The sequence below is a fragment of the Desulfovibrio desulfuricans genome (assembly GCF_024460775.1).
Classification (GTDB): Bacteria; Desulfobacterota; Desulfovibrionia; order Desulfovibrionales; family Desulfovibrionaceae; genus Desulfovibrio; species Desulfovibrio desulfuricans_E.
This window is the reverse complement of sequence record NZ_JANFYZ010000001.1, coordinates 597,406-615,680: the sequence shown is the minus strand read 5'-3', so window position 1 is coordinate 615,680 and position 18,275 is coordinate 597,406. Positions and strand designations below refer to the sequence as shown.

14 protein-coding genes are annotated in these 18,275 nt (G+C 58.0%); 7 read left to right on the top strand and 7 right to left on the bottom strand.

What is annotated here, in order from left to right:
* Positions 1 to 4: 4 nt before the first annotated feature.
* Both clpA and aat read left to right on the top strand, forming a co-directional pair.
* Positions 5 to 2,317 carry an ATP-dependent Clp protease ATP-binding subunit ClpA gene (gene clpA, locus NE637_RS02550; protein ID WP_256267567.1) on the top strand — a complete coding sequence of 771 codons (2,313 nt, stop codon included), beginning with the start codon at positions 5 to 7 and terminating at the stop codon, positions 2,315 to 2,317.
* Between the two features lie 132 nt (positions 2,318 to 2,449).
* Entirely contained in the window at positions 2,450 to 3,229 is a 780-nt protein-coding gene (aat, locus tag NE637_RS02545; RefSeq protein ID WP_192112009.1) for a leucyl/phenylalanyl-tRNA--protein transferase, read from the top strand.
* Here the strand turns inward: aat and NE637_RS02540 are convergent.
* Positions 3,193 to 3,684, bottom strand: a complete 492-nt coding sequence (locus NE637_RS02540; protein WP_022659238.1) for a hypothetical protein — start codon at positions 3,682 to 3,684, stop codon at positions 3,193 to 3,195. The two genes, aat and NE637_RS02540, sit on opposite strands and share 37 nt — an antisense overlap.
* A 57-nt stretch (positions 3,685 to 3,741) precedes the next feature.
* On the opposite strand from NE637_RS02540, the gene uvrB reads away from it, so the two are divergent.
* From uvrB to dapB, 3 genes are all read left to right on the top strand, one after another.
* A complete protein-coding gene (gene uvrB, locus NE637_RS02535; RefSeq protein ID WP_227117961.1) occupies positions 3,742 to 5,772 on the top strand; it encodes an excinuclease ABC subunit UvrB in 2,031 nt (676 codons plus the stop codon).
* A gap of 89 nt (positions 5,773 to 5,861) precedes the next feature.
* Positions 5,862 to 7,991: an NAD-dependent DNA ligase LigA gene (gene ligA / locus NE637_RS02530; RefSeq protein WP_227117960.1), complete on the top strand. Its 2,130-nt coding sequence runs from the start codon at positions 5,862 to 5,864 to the stop codon at positions 7,989 to 7,991.
* A gap of 16 nt (positions 7,992 to 8,007) precedes the next feature.
* Positions 8,008 to 8,796: a 4-hydroxy-tetrahydrodipicolinate reductase gene (gene dapB / locus NE637_RS02525; protein WP_227117959.1), complete on the top strand. Its 789-nt coding sequence runs from the start codon at positions 8,008 to 8,010 to the stop codon at positions 8,794 to 8,796.
* Positions 8,797 to 9,073: 277 nt separating this feature from the next.
* Here dapB and NE637_RS02520 read toward each other — a convergent pair whose 3' ends face one another.
* Together NE637_RS02520 and NE637_RS02515 are read right to left on the bottom strand one after the other, a co-directional pair.
* On the bottom strand, positions 9,074 to 11,389 hold the full coding sequence (locus tag NE637_RS02520; protein ID WP_215648864.1) for a methyl-accepting chemotaxis protein: 2,316 nt from the start codon (positions 11,387 to 11,389) through the stop codon (positions 9,074 to 9,076).
* 254 nt (positions 11,390 to 11,643) lie between these two features.
* Positions 11,644 to 12,564: a DMT family transporter gene (locus tag NE637_RS02515; protein ID WP_227117958.1), complete on the bottom strand. Its 921-nt coding sequence runs from the start codon at positions 12,562 to 12,564 to the stop codon at positions 11,644 to 11,646.
* A gap of 260 nt (positions 12,565 to 12,824) precedes the next feature.
* Between NE637_RS02515 and NE637_RS02510 the strand changes: the two genes are divergently transcribed.
* Together NE637_RS02510 and panD are read left to right on the top strand one after the other, a co-directional pair.
* Positions 12,825 to 13,247: a hypothetical protein gene (locus NE637_RS02510; RefSeq protein WP_027180902.1), complete on the top strand. Its 423-nt coding sequence runs from the start codon at positions 12,825 to 12,827 to the stop codon at positions 13,245 to 13,247.
* A gap of 158 nt (positions 13,248 to 13,405) precedes the next feature.
* Positions 13,406 to 13,924, top strand: coding sequence for an aspartate 1-decarboxylase (panD, locus tag NE637_RS02505; protein WP_227117957.1), 519 nt, complete (start codon positions 13,406 to 13,408; stop codon positions 13,922 to 13,924).
* Between the two features lie 118 nt (positions 13,925 to 14,042).
* Here the strand turns inward: panD and NE637_RS02500 are convergent, their stop codons facing one another.
* The 4 genes from NE637_RS02500 to NE637_RS02485 all read right to left on the bottom strand — a co-directional run bounded on the left by NE637_RS02500 (position 14,043) and on the right by NE637_RS02485 (position 18,207).
* The gene (locus NE637_RS02500) at positions 14,043 to 15,059 is read right to left on the bottom strand and encodes a J domain-containing protein (RefSeq protein WP_227117956.1); all 1,017 of its coding nucleotides are present in this window, start codon (positions 15,057 to 15,059) and stop codon (positions 14,043 to 14,045) included.
* A gap of 2 nt (positions 15,060 to 15,061) precedes the next feature.
* Positions 15,062 to 15,514 carry a YkgJ family cysteine cluster protein gene (locus NE637_RS02495; protein ID WP_192112003.1) on the bottom strand — a complete coding sequence of 151 codons (453 nt, stop codon included), beginning with the start codon at positions 15,512 to 15,514 and terminating at the stop codon, positions 15,062 to 15,064.
* Between the two features lie 18 nt (positions 15,515 to 15,532).
* The gene (locus tag NE637_RS02490) at positions 15,533 to 15,958 is read right to left on the bottom strand and encodes a CoA-binding protein (RefSeq protein WP_215648860.1); all 426 of its coding nucleotides are present in this window, start codon (positions 15,956 to 15,958) and stop codon (positions 15,533 to 15,535) included.
* Between the two features lie 230 nt (positions 15,959 to 16,188).
* Positions 16,189 to 18,207, bottom strand: a complete 2,019-nt coding sequence (locus NE637_RS02485) for a monovalent cation:proton antiporter family protein (protein WP_227117955.1) — start codon at positions 18,205 to 18,207, stop codon at positions 16,189 to 16,191.
* Positions 18,208 to 18,275 lie beyond the last annotated feature (68 nt).

The following is an 18,275-nucleotide window of genomic DNA, read 5'->3' as shown; positions in this document are numbered from 1 at the left end:
GCCTATGTTGAGTAAAAATGTTCAGTTGGTCATTCGGGACGCCCTCATGGGAGCCCACCGGCGACGGCATGATCTGTTGACTGTGGAGCATGTGCTCTTTGCGCTGACGAACAGCATGAAGGGGCGCATCATTCTTGAGGGCAGCGGGGCAAGCGTGCCCGTGCTGCGCGAGCAGCTTGAGGAATTTTTCAACAAGGAACTGGAACCCGTTTCCCTGGCGGAAAAGCACGAAGTCTCGCAGACGGACAGCGTGCAGCGCGTGCTTGAACGCGCGCTGGAGCATATCCGCTCCTCCGGGCGCGACGCTGTGGAGCTTGGCGACCTGCTCATTTCCATCATGGATGAGGAAGAAAGCTACGCCCACTTCTATCTGCGCAAACAGGGCGTTGAACGGCTGGACGTGCTGACCTTTATTTCGCACGGGCTTGATGAAGGTTCCGGCTCGCGCGGCGTGGAAGCCGGGGCCGAAGCCGGGGACGGCGAAGCCAAGGCCGATCCGCTGGCCCAGTATACCGTCGAACTTACGGCCCGTGCCAAGGAAGGCAAGATTGACCCCCTCGTGGGCCGCACAGCGGAACTTGACCGCGCGGTTGAGGTTCTGTGCCGCCGCCGCAAGAACAACCCCCTCTTTGTGGGCGACCCCGGCGTTGGCAAAACAGCCCTGGCCGAGGGCCTTGCCCTGCGCATTGTGGAAGGCAACGTGCCTGAAATGTTTGCCAAAACAAAGCTCTATGCCCTTGATATGGGCCTTCTGCTCGCGGGCACCCGCTACCGGGGCGACTTTGAAGGCCGCCTCAAGGCCGTGGTGCAAAAGCTAAAGGAGCAGCCCGACTGCATCCTGTTTATTGACGAGATCCACACCATCGTGGGGGCTGGTTCCACCTCTGGCGGCTCGCTTGATGCGTCCAACCTGCTCAAGCCCGTGCTCGCCAATGGCGAAATCCGCTGCATTGGTTCCACCACCTACGAGGAATACCGCAACCATTTTGAAAAAGACCGCGCGCTGGCCCGCCGGTTTCAGCGCATTGACCTTACCGAGCCGACCACGGAAGAATGCCTTGGCATTCTTGAAGGGCTTGAGCCGCGCTATGCGCAGTACCACCACGTGCGCTACAGCCCTGCGGCCCTCAAGGCCATGGTGGATCTTACCGCGCGCCATGTGCGCGACCGCCTGCTGCCCGACAAGGCCATTGACGTGCTGGACGAAACTGGCGCAGCCGTGCGCCTGGGCCGTGGCGTAACGCCTGCCGGAAAGCCTGCCCAAAAGAGCGGCAAGGATGCCCCGCTGGTCAGTGTGGCCGATGTGGAGCGCATTGTGGCCCGCATGGCGGGCATACCCGTGCGCACTGTCTCCGGCAAGGAACGCAACAAGCTGGCAACGCTTGAAAAAGACCTCAAGAGTCTTGTGTTCGGGCAGGAAAAAGCCATTGAGCTGACCGTGCGCGCCATCTTGCGCGCCCGCGCCGGGCTTGGGCAGGAGCAGCGCCCCGCAGGCGCCTTCCTGTTCTACGGGCCAACGGGCGTGGGCAAAACGGAAGTGGCCCGCAGTCTTGCCAAGCTCATGGGCGTGGAATTTCTGCGCTACGACATGAGCGAATACATGGAAAAGCACTCTGTTTCGCGGCTCATCGGCGCGCCTCCAGGCTACGTGGGCTTTGATCAGGGCGGGCTCATGACCGAGGCCGTGCGCAAGGCCCCGTATTCCGTGGTGCTGCTGGACGAAGTGGAAAAGGCCCACCCGGATATCTTCAACGTGCTGCTCCAGGTGATGGATTACGCCACGCTGACGGACAACACCGGGCGCAAGACGGACTTTTCGCACGTTATCCTTATCATGACCTCCAATGCCGGGGCCTTTGAAATGTCGCGGCCCGCCATGGGCTTTGGCGGCACGGCCCCGCAGGATGCGGCGCACAAGGGCCTCAAGGCTGTGGAAAACACCTTCAGCCCTGAATTCCGCAACCGGCTGGACGCGCTTGTTCCCTTTGGCAGCCTCACAGAACCCATGATGTTGCGCATTGTGGACAAGTTTGTGGGCGAAATCCGCACCAGCCTTGAGCAGCGCGGTGTAACGCTTACACTCACGGAGACCGCCCGCAAGTGGCTGGCCCGCAAGGGCTTTGATCCCTCCATGGGGGCGCGGCCTCTGCGCCGTCTGCTGCGCACGGAGCTGGAAGACCGTCTGGCGCACGAACTGCTCTTTGGTTCGCTCAAAAAGGGCGGCAGCGCAAAGCTGACAGTCAAGGGCGAAGAACTGGCCCTTGAACATGAGGGCAGCGCGGCAAAAAGCCGTAAGCCGGTGCCTGTAGACGCCTGATTATATGCACAAAGGCGGGCCGGGGCTGTTGCCGAATGCGGCAGTCCCGGCCCGTTTGCGTTGACGCTGTTTTCAAGGGCATCCGCCCCATCCCCCAAATATTCAAATGGTACTCTGTCGGCAAAGGACGCTATGATCGGGGCATTTACAGCACTGGCCTCTCAATTTCCGCCGCCGGAATCAGCCCGTGAAGACGGCTTGCTGTGTCTGGGCGGCGATCTGCGTCCAGAACGTCTGGTTGCTGCCTACAGCCGTGGGATTTTTCCCTGGTATTCCAAAGGAATGCCCATTCTCTGGTGGTCGCCGGATCCCCGTTGCGTCATGCCCCTTGAGGGCTTTCGTCTGCCTGCGCGCAGCGCCCGCAAGCTGCGCCTGCATCCTTTTGAGCTGACTCACAACGCCGCTTTCGGGCGGGTTATCCGCGCCTGCGCTGCACCAAGGGACAAGGAGGGCGGCACCTGGATTATTGACGACATGATGCGCGCCTACGAAGACCTGCACGCCCTTGGCTATGCCCATTCCATTGAGGCCTGGCGCGATGGCGAACTGGTGGGCGGTCTGTACGGCGTGGCGCTTGGGCGGGCCTTTTTTGGCGAATCCATGTTTCACACCCAGCCCGAAGCCTCGCGCGCCGCACTGGCAGGGCTTGTGGCCCTGCTGCGCCAGCGCGGAGCAACCCTGCTTGACTGCCAGCAGGAAACGCCGCACATCATGCGCATGGGCGGCGTGATGCTGCCGCGCGCGGTTTTTCAGGCCGAACTTGAGCGCGCCCTTGCCTCACAAACGCAAACAGGCGCTGCGCAAAGTTGCGCAACGCCTGAAATGGCTGGAAGCGGTCTGCCGTTTCCGTGGCTGCCCTGGGGAGTTGTGTACAGTTATTCCCCGGACGGCTTTTGGGCGGCCAGATCGTAAAAACCATAGGCCGGGAAGGGCAGCGGATAGTCGCGCACCGCGTCAAAGCGGATGAAGCCCGTGGTCTTGCCTTCGCCAATGCCTGCCAGCGGCGCAACGCCCATGGGCACGGGCAGATCAAGCGGACAGACCGTGATTTTTTCAATCTGGTCGGCATAGCGCTTTTCAAGGTATTCCACCAGCGCGTGGCTTTCTTCTGCAGTGAAGGATTCAAGCACGCAGCGCAGGGCGGCTTCTTCCGTAGCGCCTTGCAGCACTTCTGCCGGAACGGAAGGGTCAGCCGGGGCCACAAGGCCAAGACCCTTGATGGCTTCCACTTCGGCATCAGTAGCGCCGGGGCGGAAAATCTGCACGTCCAGATGGCGGCAGCCCTTGAAGGTGCTGAGGGTTGCGGCCACAATGAAAACCCGGTCGATGGGCAGATCTATCTGAGAAGGTACGAAGATTTTTTCCATGGCAATTCCCGTTCGTTATTGATGTAATCCTGTCCTCTTACTCCAAAACATAATATTATGGAAGATAATCCGGTCATCCCATTCAGCCTTGAAACGGCATACACCCCCACGGGCGACCAGCCCACGGCCATTGACGCCCTGGTGGACAATCTTCAGGCCGGGGTTCCCTCCCAGGTTTTGCTGGGCGTTACCGGCTCCGGCAAAACCTTTACCATGGCCAACGTCATTGCCCGCTGCAACCGCCCGACGCTGGTTCTGGCCCCCAACAAAACGCTGGCAGCCCAGCTTTACGGCGAGTTCCGGGGGCTGTTTCCGCGCAATGCCGTGGAATATTTTGTCAGCTATTACGACTACTACCAGCCGGAGGCCTATGTTCCGGCCTCGGACACCTATATTGAAAAAGATTCGTCCATCAACGACAACATAGACAAGCTGCGCCACGCCGCCACCCACGCCCTGCTGACCCGGCGCGATGTGGTCATTGTGGCTTCGGTTTCGTGCATCTACGGCCTTGGCTCGCCGGAATATTACGCCAAGATGGTCATTCCCGTTGAGGTGGGCCAGCACTTCCCCATGGACAAGCTCATCACCCGGCTGGTGGAAGTGCACTACGAGCGCAACGATTATGACTTCCACCGCGGCACCTTCCGCGTGCGCGGCGATGCCCTTGAAATCATTCCCGCCTACCATCACGAGCGGGCGCTGCGGCTGGAATTTTTTGGCGACGACATCGACCTCATGCGCGAGATTGACCCCCTCACGGGCGAGGTGCTGGCCGAGGTAAGCAAAACCGTGCTGTACCCTGCCAGCCACTTTGTTTCCGCGCAGGACAACCTCAAGCGGGCTGCCAGCGACATACGCGATGAACTGGCGGTGCGGCTCACCTATTTCAAGGAGCACGGGCAGCTTGTGGAGGCCCAGCGCATTGAGCAGCGCACCCAGCTTGACCTCGAAATGATTGAAGAGCTCGGCTACTGCAACGGCATTGAAAACTACACCCGCCACCTCGACGGCCGCAAGCCGGGCGAGCCGCCGTCCTGTCTGCTCAACTATTTTCCCGAAGATTTTCTGCTTTTTGTGGACGAATCGCACATCACCATTCCGCAGGTGGGCGGCATGTACAAGGGCGACCGCTCGCGCAAGCAGACCCTTGTGGACTACGGTTTCCGCCTGCCCTCGGCTCTGGATAACCGCCCCCTCCAGTTCAACGAGTTCACCAACCTGCTCAATCAGGTGGTGTACGTGTCGGCCACGCCCGGCAAGTACGAGCTGGATCAGGCGCAGGGCATTGTGGCGGAGCAGATCATCCGTCCCACGGGCCTTGTGGATCCGGTGGTGGAGGTGCGCCCCACCAAGGGCCAGATGGAAAACCTGCTGGGCGAATGCCGGGGCAAGGTGACGCTGGGCGAGAGGGTGCTTGTCACCACACTTACCAAGCGCATGGCGGAAGACCTCACCGAATACTGCTGCAACATGGGCGTGCGGGCGCGTTACCTGCATTCGGACATTGATACGCTTGAGCGCATGCAGATCATCCGCGCGCTGCGGCTTGGGGAATTTGACGTGCTGGTGGGCATCAACCTGCTGCGCGAGGGGCTGGACATCCCCGAAGTGTCGCTTGTGTGCATTCTGGATGCGGACAAGGAGGGCTTTTTGCGCTCCACGGGTTCGCTTATCCAGACATTTGGCCGCGCCGCGCGCAACGCGCAGGGCAAGGTCATTCTGTACGCGGACAAGATCACCGATTCCATGCGCGCCGCCATGGGCGAAACCGAGCGCCGCCGCGCCAAGCAGGCGGCCTACAATGAAGAGCATGGCATCACGCCCACCAGCACCCGCAAATCGCTTGAATCGCCACTTGATAGCCTGTATGTGGAAGATGGCGGCGGACGCGGGCGCGGCAAGGGCAAGGGTAAACAGCGCGAGCCAGACGCAGTGCCGCTGACTGCCGAGGATGTTGCCATTCTTGTTGCCAAGCTTGAAAAGGAGATGCGTCAGGCGGCTCGTGATCTGGAATTTGAACAGGCCGCAGAGCTGCGTGACCGCATCCGCATTTTGCGGGCCAGGCTTATCGCCATGCCCGAATAGACGGGGGCGCTTGCCCCTGTGAGCAGTGCCGCCGCAAAGCCCGTAAGCCAAACAAGGGCACGGCGGCTGACCATCAGAAAGGTTTTTTCATGTCGCAGAATTCACGCAATGGCAGGCAGGAGCAGAACAGCCTCTTTACCACTGGCCCCGCTGGCGGTCCCAGCAGCGAGGAGCGCAACCGCGCCCGCTGGCTGGCCGCAGAGCTGGAGCGCCACAATTATCTGTATCACACTCAGGATGCGCCGGAAATTTCGGACGACCAGTTTGACGCGCTGTTTCATGAGCTGGCCGCGCTGGAAGACCGCTGGCCCGAGCTGCGCTCTGCCCATTCGCCCACCCTGCGCGTGGGCGGCAAGCTGCTGGACGGCCTTGCCAAAAAAGCCCACAGCCGCCAGATGTACGGTCTGGACAACGTCTTTTCTGTCGAAGAATGGCGCGATTTTGTGGAGCGCATGCGCCGCGCATGGGATACGGAACTCAACGGCCCTCTGCCGCAGGCCTTCTGGTGTGATCCCAAACTGGACGGCCTTGCGCTGGAAATCATCTATGCAAACGGCGTGTTGCAGGAGGCCCTGACGCGCGGCGATGGCGAGGTGGGCGAAGTCGTTACAGAGGCCGTGCGCACCATCCGCACCGTGCCCTTGCGCCTCAGGGGCGATGGGCCGTTTCCCGCGCGGCTTGAAGTGCGCGGCGAAGTGGTGATGTATAAAAAGGATTTTGACGCCCTCAACGAGCGGCAGGAATCCCTGGGGCAAAAGACCTTTGCCAATCCGCGCAATGCGGCAGCAGGAACCCTGCGCCAGCATGATATTTCGGTTACGGAATCGCGCCCCCTGCGCTTTCTGGCTTATAGTCTGGGTGATGCGCAGTGGGCTCCGGCGCAGCCGTGCCGCCTGCATTCGGAGCTGATGGCCCGGCTGAAGGAATACGGTTTTCTTACGCCGCCAAACGGCAAGCTCTGCGCGAGCCCTCAGGATGTAGAAAACTATGTGAACTGGGTGCGCGAAAACAGGCCGGAATTTGCCATGGAAATTGACGGCGCCGTGGCAAAACAGAACGACCTTGAAGCCCAGGAGGCACTTGGTTTTACGGCGCGCGCGCCGCGTTTTGCCGTGGCCTTCAAGTTCCCGGCCATGCAGGCGCAAACCCAGCTTGAGGGCATAGAAATTCAGGTGGGGCGCACAGGGGCGCTTACGCCAGTGGCCATGCTTGCGCCGGTGGCTGTGGGCGGGGTCATGGTTTCGCGCGCAACCCTGCATAATGAGGATGAAATCCGCGCGCGCGACGTGCGCGTGGGCGATACCGTTATTGTGCAACGCGCGGGCGATGTTATCCCCGAAGTGGTCGGCCCGGTGCTGGATAAAAGGCCCGCGGGCGCTGAACCCTACGAGTTCCCCCACACGTGCCCGGCCTGTGGGCAGCCCGTGTACCGCGAAGAAGGCGAGGCTGCCTGGCGGTGCGAGAATCTGGCTTGCCCCGCCATCCGGCTGCGCTCCATAACCCACTTTGTTTCCAAGGCCGGGCTTGATATTCAGGGCGTGGGGCAAAAGTGGATCGAGCAGCTTGTGACCAGCGGGCGCGTACAGTCGCCAGCCGATCTGTTCAGCCTCACCGTGCAGGAGCTGCTGGGCTTTGAACGCATGGGCGAGGTGCTGGCGCAAAAGTTTGTGGATTCGCTGGAAAACGCCCGCCACACCGCGACCCTGCAAAGGCTTATCAGCGCCCTTGGTATCCGCCACGTGGGCGAGCAGACGGCCCGTACCCTTGCGGCGCGCTTTGCCGATCTGGATGAACTGGAAAACGCCACAGTGGATAGCCTGCTGGCCCTGCCCGATGTGGGGCCGGAAGTGGCTTCGTCCATACGCAACTTCTTTGACAGCCCTGCCAACCGCGAGCAGCTTGCGCGGCTCAAGGAGAACGGCCCGTGGCCCAAGGGCGCGGATTCGGCTCAGGGTGCGCAAACCCTTGCCGAAGGGCCCCTGGCTGGCAAAACCATTCTTTTTACGGGCACCATCAGCGTGCCGCGCGGCACGGCGCAAAAGTGGGCCGAGGCCGCCGGGGCTGTTCCCCTTGGTGCTGTCAGCAAGAAGCTGGATTATCTGGTGGCGGGCGAAAAGGCGGGCAGCAAGCTGGACAAGGCGCGCTCCCTTGGCGTAACCGTGCTGGATGAAACGGAATTCAGAAACCTGTTGCGTGAATCCGGCATTGAGCCGGAATAACGGAAACGGAGAAGCTATGAGCACTTCTATTATTGTGGTCGGGGCCAGCGGGCGTATGGGCAAAACCATCAGCGGGCTTGTGGAAGCCGACCCGCAGTTCACCCTTGCAGGGCTGGTGGACAGCCCGGAGCGCATAGCCGCTCTTACGGGTGCTGCCTGCCCTGTTTCCGACAGTCTGGCAGCCCTGTTGCCCAAACTTCCGGGGGCTGTGGTCATTGACTTCACCGCTCCTGCGGTGAGTCTGCAATCGGCCAAGGCCGTTGCGCAGACCGGCAATGCCCTTGTAATCGGCACCACGGGCTTTACCGATGAGCAAAAAGACGAACTGCGCGCCCTTGCTGCCAAGGCCCCGATTTTCTGGGCCTCGAACATGAGCATCGGCGTGAATGTGCTGCTCAACATCCTGCCCCAGCTCACCAAGGCCCTGGGCGAGGATTATGATATTGAAATGGTGGAACTGCACCACAACCGCAAAAAGGACAGCCCCAGCGGCACGGCCCTGACCCTTGGCGAATGCCTTGCCGAGGCCCGCGACTGGAAGCTCAACGATGTGCGCTGCTCCAGCCGTGACGGCATCATCGGCGCCCGCCCCAAGGAGCAGATCGGCATTCAGGCCATACGTGGCGGCGATGTGGTGGGCGTGCATACCGTGTATTTCATGGGCCCCGGTGAGCGTATTGAAGTGACCCATCAGGCCCACTCTCGCGAGAATTTTGCACGCGGCGCTATCCGCGCCGCTGGCTGGATGGCAGGGCAGAAGCCCGGCAAGCTTTATAGCATGCAGGACGTGATCAAGGATATTTAGTATTGTTTTGCAGGCTGTTTTGTCTGGATGAGATTTCAGGTTTGAATATCTTTTGTACAGACCAAAGCAAGGTGTTTTAAAGCAGGCCCGTTTTCGTTCAGTGACAACACATTAGGTGCTGTATTGAACGAAGGCGGGTCTGATCTGTTTTATTGTTGCCGCGCTTGCGTAGATGGGGCAGGGTGTGAAAAAGCCCCTGAACGGTTTGCCGTTCAGGGGCTTTGAGTTTGTTGCGGGGCAGGGTAGGCGCTTACTCCTGCTCCTGTGCCCGCGTCAGCTATGAAACCATCTGCGCAATGAGCTTTTTGAGTTCCTGCGCCTGCTTTGCCAGTTCCGTCACTGCGTTGGCAGATTGCGACATGGCGGAGGACGTCTCTACGCTGATGGTGTTGATCTGTTCCACAGCGCGGTTGATCTCGTCGCTGGTGGCCGACTGTTCTTCTGCGGCGGCGGCAATGGAATGCGCCTGATCCGCAGCCTGATCCACCAGCACCACAATTTCTGAGAGCGCCTCGCCGGAGGTTCCGGCAAGCTCGGTGGTCTGCTCAATGGTGTCTACAGTCTGGTTGACCTGATCAATGTTCTGCGTGGTGCCGCTCTGTATGCCCTGAATGGCGGAACCAACCTCGCGGGTTGCCTGCATGGTCTTTTCCGCCAGTTTGCGCACCTCGTCGGCCACAACGGCAAATCCGCGTCCGGCTTCGCCCGCGCGCGCCGCTTCGATGGCGGCGTTGAGGGCCAGCAGGTTGGTCTGGTCTGCAATGTCTGAAATCACGGTCATGATCTGGCCGATACTCTGGGCCTGATCGCCCAACGAGGCCATTCCGGTCTTGAGGCCCAAAGCCTGCGTGTGCAACTGGTTGATGCCCTGCACTACCTTGTTGACCACTTCTGCGCCATGTTCCGCCTTGCGTTTGGCATTGATGGTAGTGTCTGAGGCGCCGCCCGCATTGCGCGCCACCTCAAGCACCGAGGCATTCATCTGCTCCATTGCGGTGGCGGTTTCAGAAACACGCTGTGTTTGCTGATCCGCGCCACGGCTGGCCTGTTCCACCTGGGTGGAAAGCTCCTCGGTCGCGGTGGAAAGCCTGTCGGCAATGGCATTGGCGTTCTGCGCCACCTGGGCAACGGCATCACGCTGCTGCTCGATGGTGGCCTGCTGCTTTTTGATTTCCGTCAGGTCGAACACAAGTGTTACTGCACCAACAATGTTGCCGTCCAGATCGCGGATCAGCGAGGCATCAATGCGCAGATTTTTGTGCTGGCCGTCTGCAAAGGTCATTGCTGCTTCAATGCCATGTGCGTTCACTCCCTCGCTCAGACATTTATGGCAGATGGTACGCTTGTTGGCATCCCCGTAGAAAAATTCAGCCGCTCCCATGCCCTTATAGTCGTCGGGCTTGCCGCTTTTGCCCACAAGCTTGACCATGGCATCATTCACATAGGTGATGCGCACATCTGTATCTGCAACCAGGGTGGGGAAGGTGATGCCCTGCAATACGCCGTCAGCAAAACCCAGGCGGTTTTTGAGCACAGCGGTTGTTTCTTTAAAATTACCTGCAAGTTCAGCCAGTTCAAAACTATAATTGCCCGCGAGCGTGGCCTTGAAATCGCCGTGCGCAATCTGCGCGCTGTAGTCCATGATGTTCTTCAGCGGGGCGGTAATGATCCGGCGAACCATAAATATGATGCTGCCCAGCAATACAACAAAAATGCCGATAGCAACGAGAATAAGAATGTTGCGTTGCTCAACGGCGTCTTTTGCAAGATCGTCTGTAAATGCGGAGGTGCAGACAAGCCAGCCTGTTCTTTCAATGGTTTGAAAAACAATTACCTTGTCCTTACCCTGAAATCCGTAATCAAAAGAGCCGTTCTTGATTTTAAGCGCCTTGACTACAAATTCCAGCTTGCTGACATCGCTCATGTGAGTCTCAGCCTTGGGGTGGGCAATAACGCGACCATTGGCATCAATAATAAATGCATAACCATGGTCTGCAACTGTTATGTTAAAAACATGGCTTTTAATATATTCAAGCCAGTTCATGGTCACGCATACTGCGCCAATGGGCTTGCCTGTGTCGCCAAAAACTGGAGTAGCGATGGCAAATATTTCTTTTTTTGTGGTTTTTGCAATAACGATGTTGGGGTCAATGGCATCCTTGCCCTGCATGGCAGTTTTGAAATAGCCTCTTTCACTGTAGTTATTGCCAATAAAATTTTCTCCATTGGAGGATGCGCCGGAAACAGCAACGCCCTGCGAATTTAGAACAAAGATGGAATTGATTCCCTTGTATTCTTTGATAAGGGCTTTGATAAGGGTGTCCATTTCGGCGCTGTTACCTTCGATGGCTTTTTTCGCCTGACCGCTCTGCGCCGGAACCTTGATCATGCTCATGTTGGCGTCAATCATGTCATTGACGTTGGCAATGAGGCCGTTGTTTATGATCTTCATGCCGCCAACAGATGTATTGTTGACAATGTGGTATGAAGATTTGCCAACGTAAACAACAAAAATGGAAACGCCGATAAGCAGAATGACGCTTATCAGTGCGGCTATAACAGTATTTACGCTCTTGAATGACAGGCGTGGCATGGTATCCTCCAGTGAGCTCGTGATGCAAGGGTGATTATGATGTGATGATAACGTATGTTAAAAAAAATAGCATTCCGTTAACGCAGCACATCTGACTAAATTTTTTTTATTATTAATAGTCAAAAAAATCGTCAAATCCAATATAAACTTTATATCATTTGTAATAATATTTTGTGGAAATGGCAGTTGTGTAGTAAGCGTTTATGTGATTATCGAATTAAAAAAAATTAATTGCAGCCCAAAAGCCGCTTATATCATCGCCTGCTGAGTCTGAACACAGCGCCAAGTATGAGTGCGCCGCCTGCAAAAATGCCCAGACCGGGAGCATCGTTAAAGAGCAGCCACGCAGCAATTATGGCGTAAACAGGTTCAAGCGTGATGATAACCGCTGCCTGTCGGGCCTTGAGGGCTGTGAGGCTGCTTACGTAAAGGCTGTAGGCGAGGGCGGTGCATAAAAGGCCCAGGCAGATTATCCACAGCCAGTCCAGAGCGGCGATGCCCGGCACATCCGCTGCAGCAAAGGGCAGAAGGCAGATGATTATTACTGTATTTTGCCACCAGCAGGTCTGCATGCCAGACATGCCCCCGGCAAAGTGCCGGTTTGCTATGGCCACCAGTCCGTAGACCGCAGCGGAAACAATGCCCCAAAGCAGGCCGTGGGTTGCAGTATCAGCCAGCGAAAACGAGGGCGTCAGGCACACAAGCCCAATGCTTACCATGCCAATGCACTGCAATTCCCGGGCGCTTGGGCGCTCGCGGTAGGCTATGGCTTCAAACAGGGCCGTAAAGGCGGGAAAACACGCAAAGCCGAGCGTACCCACCGCAATACCGCCCAGTTTTATGCCCATAAAAAAAGTAACAAAATGGAGGGTCAGCAGAATGCCGCTTACGGCAAGGCCTGTCAGGTCGCGTGCCGCAATTCCATGCCAGGGCGGATCACGCCGGACAAGGCAGATGCAGCCAAGAGCGGCCACTGCAACCACGGCCCTGCCCCAGACAAGATCAACGGCGGAGCACTGGCACAATTTGCCAAAAATGCCAGAGATACCAAACAGAACCGTGGCTGCGTGCATGCGGATCAGGGCTGCGCGCACGGCGCTTTGCTGCATTGCGTCCTTGTTGGGTGCTGTGGTAGATTGTAATTGTGGGGGCGCAGCCTGTCTGGCATTCTGCATGCAAGCTCCTTTATTCTGTCTTGCGCTATGGATACATTCAAGGGCAGCGCGCGGCAAGCAGGGCTAGGCAAGGGGGCATGCATGTGGCATATTTGCCATGCCCGCATCCTGATCTGCGGTAAGCCCGGACAATGTTTCTGGAAAAAAGTCTAGATTTTATCTTGAAATTCACGAGCAGGTAGTGTAGCGCAAAAAGAAAACATAGCGTAACACGATGCTTGGCGAACTTGCGCCAGGCCGCACGCAACATCGGGGGCATCATGCCGCAGGTCGCAGCACGTATTAACGACGATCAGGAACGCTGGCTCAAAGACTACTTCCGCACAAAGAGCGCGGGGGCGGAGTTTATCCTTCCCTGGGCGGTGGACACGTTTTTTCGGGCAATCACGGGCATCAAGCATATCTTTAGTGCTGCGGAGCTGAAAACCATTGTGGAAGCCCACAAGGATATGAAGCTCATGCCCGACCATACGCGGCTTTCGTATCTTTTGCTGCGCGTTACGGATGCCTGCGACATCAACGGTGTGCACCTGCGGCATGGGGCCAGCAAATCCAGCCTTGAAGCCAAGATCAAAAGTCTGGACGACACGCAGGCCACAGCCCTGATGGTATGGGCCTCTGCTTTTTGGGTCAGCCGCAACTGCTCTGCGGAAAATATGGACGAGTACATCAAGGCGTATTGATTTTTTTGCGCCGTCTGCTTAGGTTCACACCGCTTTTGCGGCCCGGAGCGTAGCGACCAAACCGGGGCCGCGCCCGGTGAGGCTTGCGGTGCGCTTCATAGTTGTTGCATGCCGTGCTCATGCGTCCGCCGCTACCGGGCGGCGCGAGGGGTTGCCCTGTGCTGGCAACTCCTGCGGTGCGGGCAACTGCCGGATTCGGCATCATTCATGGTCGCCTGTGCGACCTTTTTTTAGGCGCGTTCAACCGCGCAAGAGAGTTTGTCATGCTGCAAATACTGCGGGCAAAACTGCATTGCATTCGTGTTACCGGGTGCGAACTGAACTACCACGGCTCGGTGACGCTTGACCCGGAGCAGTGCCGCGAGGCGGGCATCTACCCGCTGGAATTTGTGTATATCTGGAACAAGAGCAACGGACAGCGTATTTCCACCTACGTCATCTACGGCGAGCCGGGGTCGCGCTGCTGCATACTCAACGGTGCGGCGGCCCGGGCCTGTCAGCGTGGGGATGAAGTCATCATCAGCGCTTACGAATACGTGAACGGCCCACAGGATCTGTACAGCCGTAAACCCGTAGTGCTGACCTTTAACGAGGACAACAGCATTCATGAGCGCCTGCGCTATGTGGTCGACGGGGAAGAAGAGGGCGACTTTGGCTTTCATGTGGAAACCGAATAGCCGCAGGCTCCGACAGAACGCGCAAAATGCTCTTGCGATGAGCAGACTAGTATAAACGAAAAGAGGCCCCACAGGGGCCTCTTTTCGTTTATACTGCGGCGCGCATGAAAGCGCGTGATCATTCGTTGGTGATAATAAGGTACAAATCGCCTTGCCACGGCCCCACACGCTTGCCCAGCCCGCGCAGCCGGATGGGTTTGCCCACGGCAAAATCCGGCGGCAGGGTGATTTCGACAGTTTTTAGCTCGCCAGAAAGGGCCTGACGTATTTGCAGTCGAATGCGCTTGCCGGGCGCAAGATTTGCCGACGGCAGGGCAAGGGTTTGTTCTTCATCAATCTGACGGCGCAGCCAGCCCTTGACCATACCGGTAACGCCCTTGCTGTGGTCTTTGTTCCACTTGGGCGTGCCCCAGGCCAGATTGCTCTTGTGCAGTTTTACATTGCGCTTTTCTGCCGTGGGTTTTTCCTTAGGCTGGCCAAAAGTGGGCCCTTCCTTTTGGTAAGGCGCTTCCTGCTGGGGGGGCGCTTCTTCCTGATGCTGGCGGTTCAGTTCGCTGTAAATATCTTCAAAAACGCGGCGGGCAAAGGGATCTGTAAGCAGGTCGCGCAGCACGTCATGCTCTGAATAGCCGTTCTGCGCGTTTTTTTTGTCTGCCGTTTTGTCCTTTTGCTGCTCTTGATTCTGCTCTTTTTGGGCTTTCCCGGTCTCGTCTGCGGTCCGTGCCCCGGAAGCGGCGTCAGCCGGGCCAGAGCTGGCTTCTTTTGCGTCAGGTTCCGCTTGCTGCCCGTTGCTGCCTTGAGAGCCATTTTCAGCCTGAGCCTTCTGTTCAGCCCTGTCGTCAGCGGGCTCTTCCTTTGCGGCCCGCGCCTTGCTCTCTGCCTGGGCAGCCCTGCTGGCCTCTGTTGAAGCCCGTACGCCGTCCTCATGTTTGAGTATGGCGGAAAGGGCCACATATGCCTCGTTGAGCAGCTGAAATTCCCGGCTGGCATCGGGGTTGCCGGGGTTGAGATCGGGGTGCAGCTCAAAAGCGCGACGCCGGTAGGCCCGCTTGAGGTCAGCCGTATCGGCGTCCTTTTTAAGCTTGAGAATGTCGTAGCATTCTTTCAACGATATCTGGCGGGGGCGGCGTCGCATGATTACTTCAGGATAAGCGCATTGGCTTCACAGGTGGCATCAGAAGCAAGCAGGCCGTTTTCGCGCAGATAGTCGCGGCCTTCGCGCGCAAAATCCGCATGCAGCGCGCCAGTTTCGATGCCGGGGCAGAATTCCTTGGCCATGGCAAGGCTGGCCGGGTCTTCGATGTTGCCGCGAAAAAAGGGCCATGCGCGGCAGATTGAAGGCTTGCCCTCGTGCACGCCGCAGCCGCTGCCCTGGCGAAAAAATACGCAGTAGCCGTCTTCGCCGCAACGAATTTTGAGCTTGCCGCCAATGCGTTCGCAATAGCTGTCCGCCACTGCTTCCGGTGCTTGCTGCATGTGCGCTGCCAGCCGGATCAGGTCTGTGGGGCTTACGACAATGCCGCCTCTTCCTTCGCAGCAGTGGCCGCACATGCGGCAGTTGAAAACAGATTCTCCGTGAGCGGCAGACATGGGCTATAATCCTTGACCTTAAAAAGTGAGAGAGGGGCGCATGAGGCGCTCGTGTTCCACCATGATGCAGGAATCTTCAACCACTGTCATGCCTGTACGGGCTAACATCTGACGTGCCTCGATCGAGCGTATGCCAAGCTGCATCCAGAAAACTTTTGGTTTCCAGGGCAGATCCAGTACTTCCTGCGCGTGGGCAGGGCAGTATTCCGGCGCACGAAACAGATTGACGATATCCACAGGCTCGGGCAGCTCCGCAAGGCAGGTTGCCGCAGGCAGCCCCCATACGGTCTTGCGCACAGGATGGACAGGAAAAATCCTGTATCCCTGCTCCAGCAGATAGCGCCCGACCCTGTCCACGGCCTGTCCGGCTTTGTCCTTGGCACCGATAATGGCGATGCTGCGTGATTCGCCAAACATGGCGCGCATCAGTCTGTCGTCAAGCATAGTACATCCATACCGCAAGAGGGCGGATTATCAGCGGGCAGCCCTTTGGGTTGCTCCCGTTAGTATATCTGTAATCAGTTTTAATAGACGGCAATGGCAAAATGCGCAAGTTCCCAGCCCCGGTTTGGCAGAATCTTTTGCCGTGGCAGCGCTAACACCTTGCCGAGTTTGGCAATTAAAAGGAGGCAGGGCAAGCCCCGCCTCCTTTGACGCAGCAATTGCGAAATGCGCTATGCAGCCTTGGGCGGGGGGCTGGTTTCCTTGCCGGATTCGCGCAAGGGGCCGGAAAAGAGCGGGGCTATTGCCAGAAGTTTATCTGTTTTGCCAAACAGATAAACCACGTCATCGGCCTGGAACTGGTCGTTGGGTTCGGGCGATGCCTGGGTTACGCCGTCACGCAGAATGGCAATGACCGTTACGCCGTATTTGCGGCGCATCTGGCTTTGGGCAAGGCTGATGCCGCAAAGGGGCGAGGCGGCGGCAAGGCGCATGGCCTGAACGCCCATCTCCGGCAGGCGGCTGACCATGGAATCAAGCGAGTTTACCGATGCGCTCATGCGGCGGATCATGCGGTAATTCTCCTGCCGGATACGCGCGGCAAAGGAATCTATATCCTGTCGGGGAACCAGATAGCGCGTCAGCACGCGGCTGAAAACCTCAATGGAAGTTTCAAATTCTTCAGCGATCACCTCGTCCGCGCCAAGCGCGCGCAGCGGTGCCACCTCGCTCACAAAGCGGGTGCGCGCAATGATGTGCAGGTTGGGGTTGAAGCGGCGGGCTTCAATAACAATGGAGCGCACCGCCGCCGGGTCGGAAATGACGATGGCGAGCACACGCGCCCTGGTGACGCCCAGATGCTCCAGCACAATGGGCTGCGAGGCGTCGCCGTGCGAAATGGGTTCCTTGTGCCGATAGCGGGTAACGGTTTCAGGATTCATTTCGAGGATGGTGTAACATACGCCCGATTCTCGGGCCACATGGGCCAGATGTTTTCCGCTGATGCCAAAGCCCACAATAATCAGGTGGTCATCCATGGCGCAGGCGCCTTCGTGGTCTTCGGCCTTGGCGAGCATCCTTTCGTTGCGCTTGCCCGCAACCTTGTCGGCAATACGCGGGGCCACAGCCATAAGGCCGGGGGTCAGCATCATGGTGAGCACGCTTACGTCAAGGAATGTCTGGTAGGCGTTCATGTCGAACAACCCGGCCGCCAGACCAGATGCCGCAAGAACAAAGGCAAATTCGCCCACCTGCGCGAGAGAGAGGGAGGTGATGATGGCCGCGCGCAAGGGATAGCCCTGCACCAGCACCGAAGGCAGGGTGAGCAGGGATTTTATGACAATGAACAGCACCGTCAGAACAATAATGGCGACAAAATGCTCTAAAAAAAACTCCAGATTCAGCATCATGCCTACCGAGATGAAAAACAGGCTCATGAAAACATCGCGGTAGGGCAGAATGCCCGAAATAACGCTCATGCTGTATTCCGACCGGGCAAGCATCAAACCTGCCAAAAAGGCCCCAAGCGAGAGCGAAAGGCCCAGATGGTTGGTCAGCATGGCCATGCCAAGGCACAGGCCAAGTGTGGAGAGCAGCAGTATTTCCCTCGTGCGGGTGCGTACCACGGCTTCCATAAGCCTGTTGAGGCCAAAGCGGGCAAACAGCAGTACGCCGCCCAATACCACCACCACGCGCAGGGTGGAGAACACCGCGCCCTGGAGAGAAAGCTCAAGCGTGCCCGCAAGCAGCGGCACCGCCAGCAGCATGGGCGCTACCATAATGTCCTGAAAAACAAGGATGGCGAGGGAAAGGCGGCCCGTAGGCGTGTTTGTGGCCCCGCGCTCCTGCAAAATGCGCAGCACGATGGCCGACGACGAAAGCGCCACCAGACAGCCCCAGAAAAGGCCTTTCTGGTAGGTGGCATCGCGCAGCAGCATGGCTATGCCCGCCACGGCAAGAACTGTCAGGCCGATTTGTAGGCTGCCGCCCAGAAAAACGGGCCGTTTCAGGCGGTTGAGGGCCTCGCCGGAAAGTTCCATGCCTATTGTGAACAGCAACATGGCAACGCCGAGTTCAGCAATATGATCAATGGCCTGCATATCCTTGACGATACCAAGCAGGGACGGGCCGCACAAAACGCCTGTAAGCAGAAAGCCCACGGTAGCGGGCAGTTTTATTCTGTTGCAGACGATGGTGACGAATATTGAAAGAAGAAAAATAATGACGATTTCATAGAGCAAAGGAACTTCCATGCAGCCTCCTGCGGCAATCTAGCACTGTGACCATATACAGCGCAAGACGCGCTGCCGCAACAATGTTT

What these genes read in the sequence shown, in the direction of transcription:
- NE637_RS02485 (WP_227117955.1), bottom strand. Translation starts at nt 18,207, where the DNA reads ATGGAAGTTCCTTTGCTCTATGAAATCGTCATTATTTTTCTTCTTTCA.
- NE637_RS02515 (WP_227117958.1), bottom strand. Translation starts at nt 12,564, where the DNA reads ATGCAGAATGCCAGACAGGCTGCGCCCCCACAATTACAATCTACCACA.
- NE637_RS02490 (WP_215648860.1), bottom strand. Translation starts at nt 15,958, where the DNA reads ATGCTTGACGACAGACTGATGCGCGCCATGTTTGGCGAATCACGCAGC.
- NE637_RS02540 (WP_022659238.1), bottom strand. Translation starts at nt 3,684, where the DNA reads ATGGAAAAAATCTTCGTACCTTCTCAGATAGATCTGCCCATCGACCGG.
- NE637_RS02510 (WP_027180902.1), top strand. Translation starts at nt 12,825, where the DNA reads ATGCCGCAGGTCGCAGCACGTATTAACGACGATCAGGAACGCTGGCTC.
- NE637_RS02500 (WP_227117956.1), bottom strand. Translation starts at nt 15,059, where the DNA reads ATGCGACGCCGCCCCCGCCAGATATCGTTGAAAGAATGCTACGACATT.
- NE637_RS02520 (WP_215648864.1), bottom strand. Translation starts at nt 11,389, where the DNA reads ATGCCACGCCTGTCATTCAAGAGCGTAAATACTGTTATAGCCGCACTG.
- uvrB (WP_227117961.1), top strand. Translation starts at nt 3,742, where the DNA reads ATGGAAGATAATCCGGTCATCCCATTCAGCCTTGAAACGGCATACACC.
- ligA (WP_227117960.1), top strand. Translation starts at nt 5,862, where the DNA reads ATGTCGCAGAATTCACGCAATGGCAGGCAGGAGCAGAACAGCCTCTTT.
- aat (WP_192112009.1), top strand. Translation starts at nt 2,450, where the DNA reads ATGATCGGGGCATTTACAGCACTGGCCTCTCAATTTCCGCCGCCGGAA.
- dapB (WP_227117959.1), top strand. Translation starts at nt 8,008, where the DNA reads ATGAGCACTTCTATTATTGTGGTCGGGGCCAGCGGGCGTATGGGCAAA.
- NE637_RS02495 (WP_192112003.1), bottom strand. Translation starts at nt 15,514, where the DNA reads ATGTCTGCCGCTCACGGAGAATCTGTTTTCAACTGCCGCATGTGCGGC.
- clpA (WP_256267567.1), top strand. Translation starts at nt 5, where the DNA reads ATGTTGAGTAAAAATGTTCAGTTGGTCATTCGGGACGCCCTCATGGGA.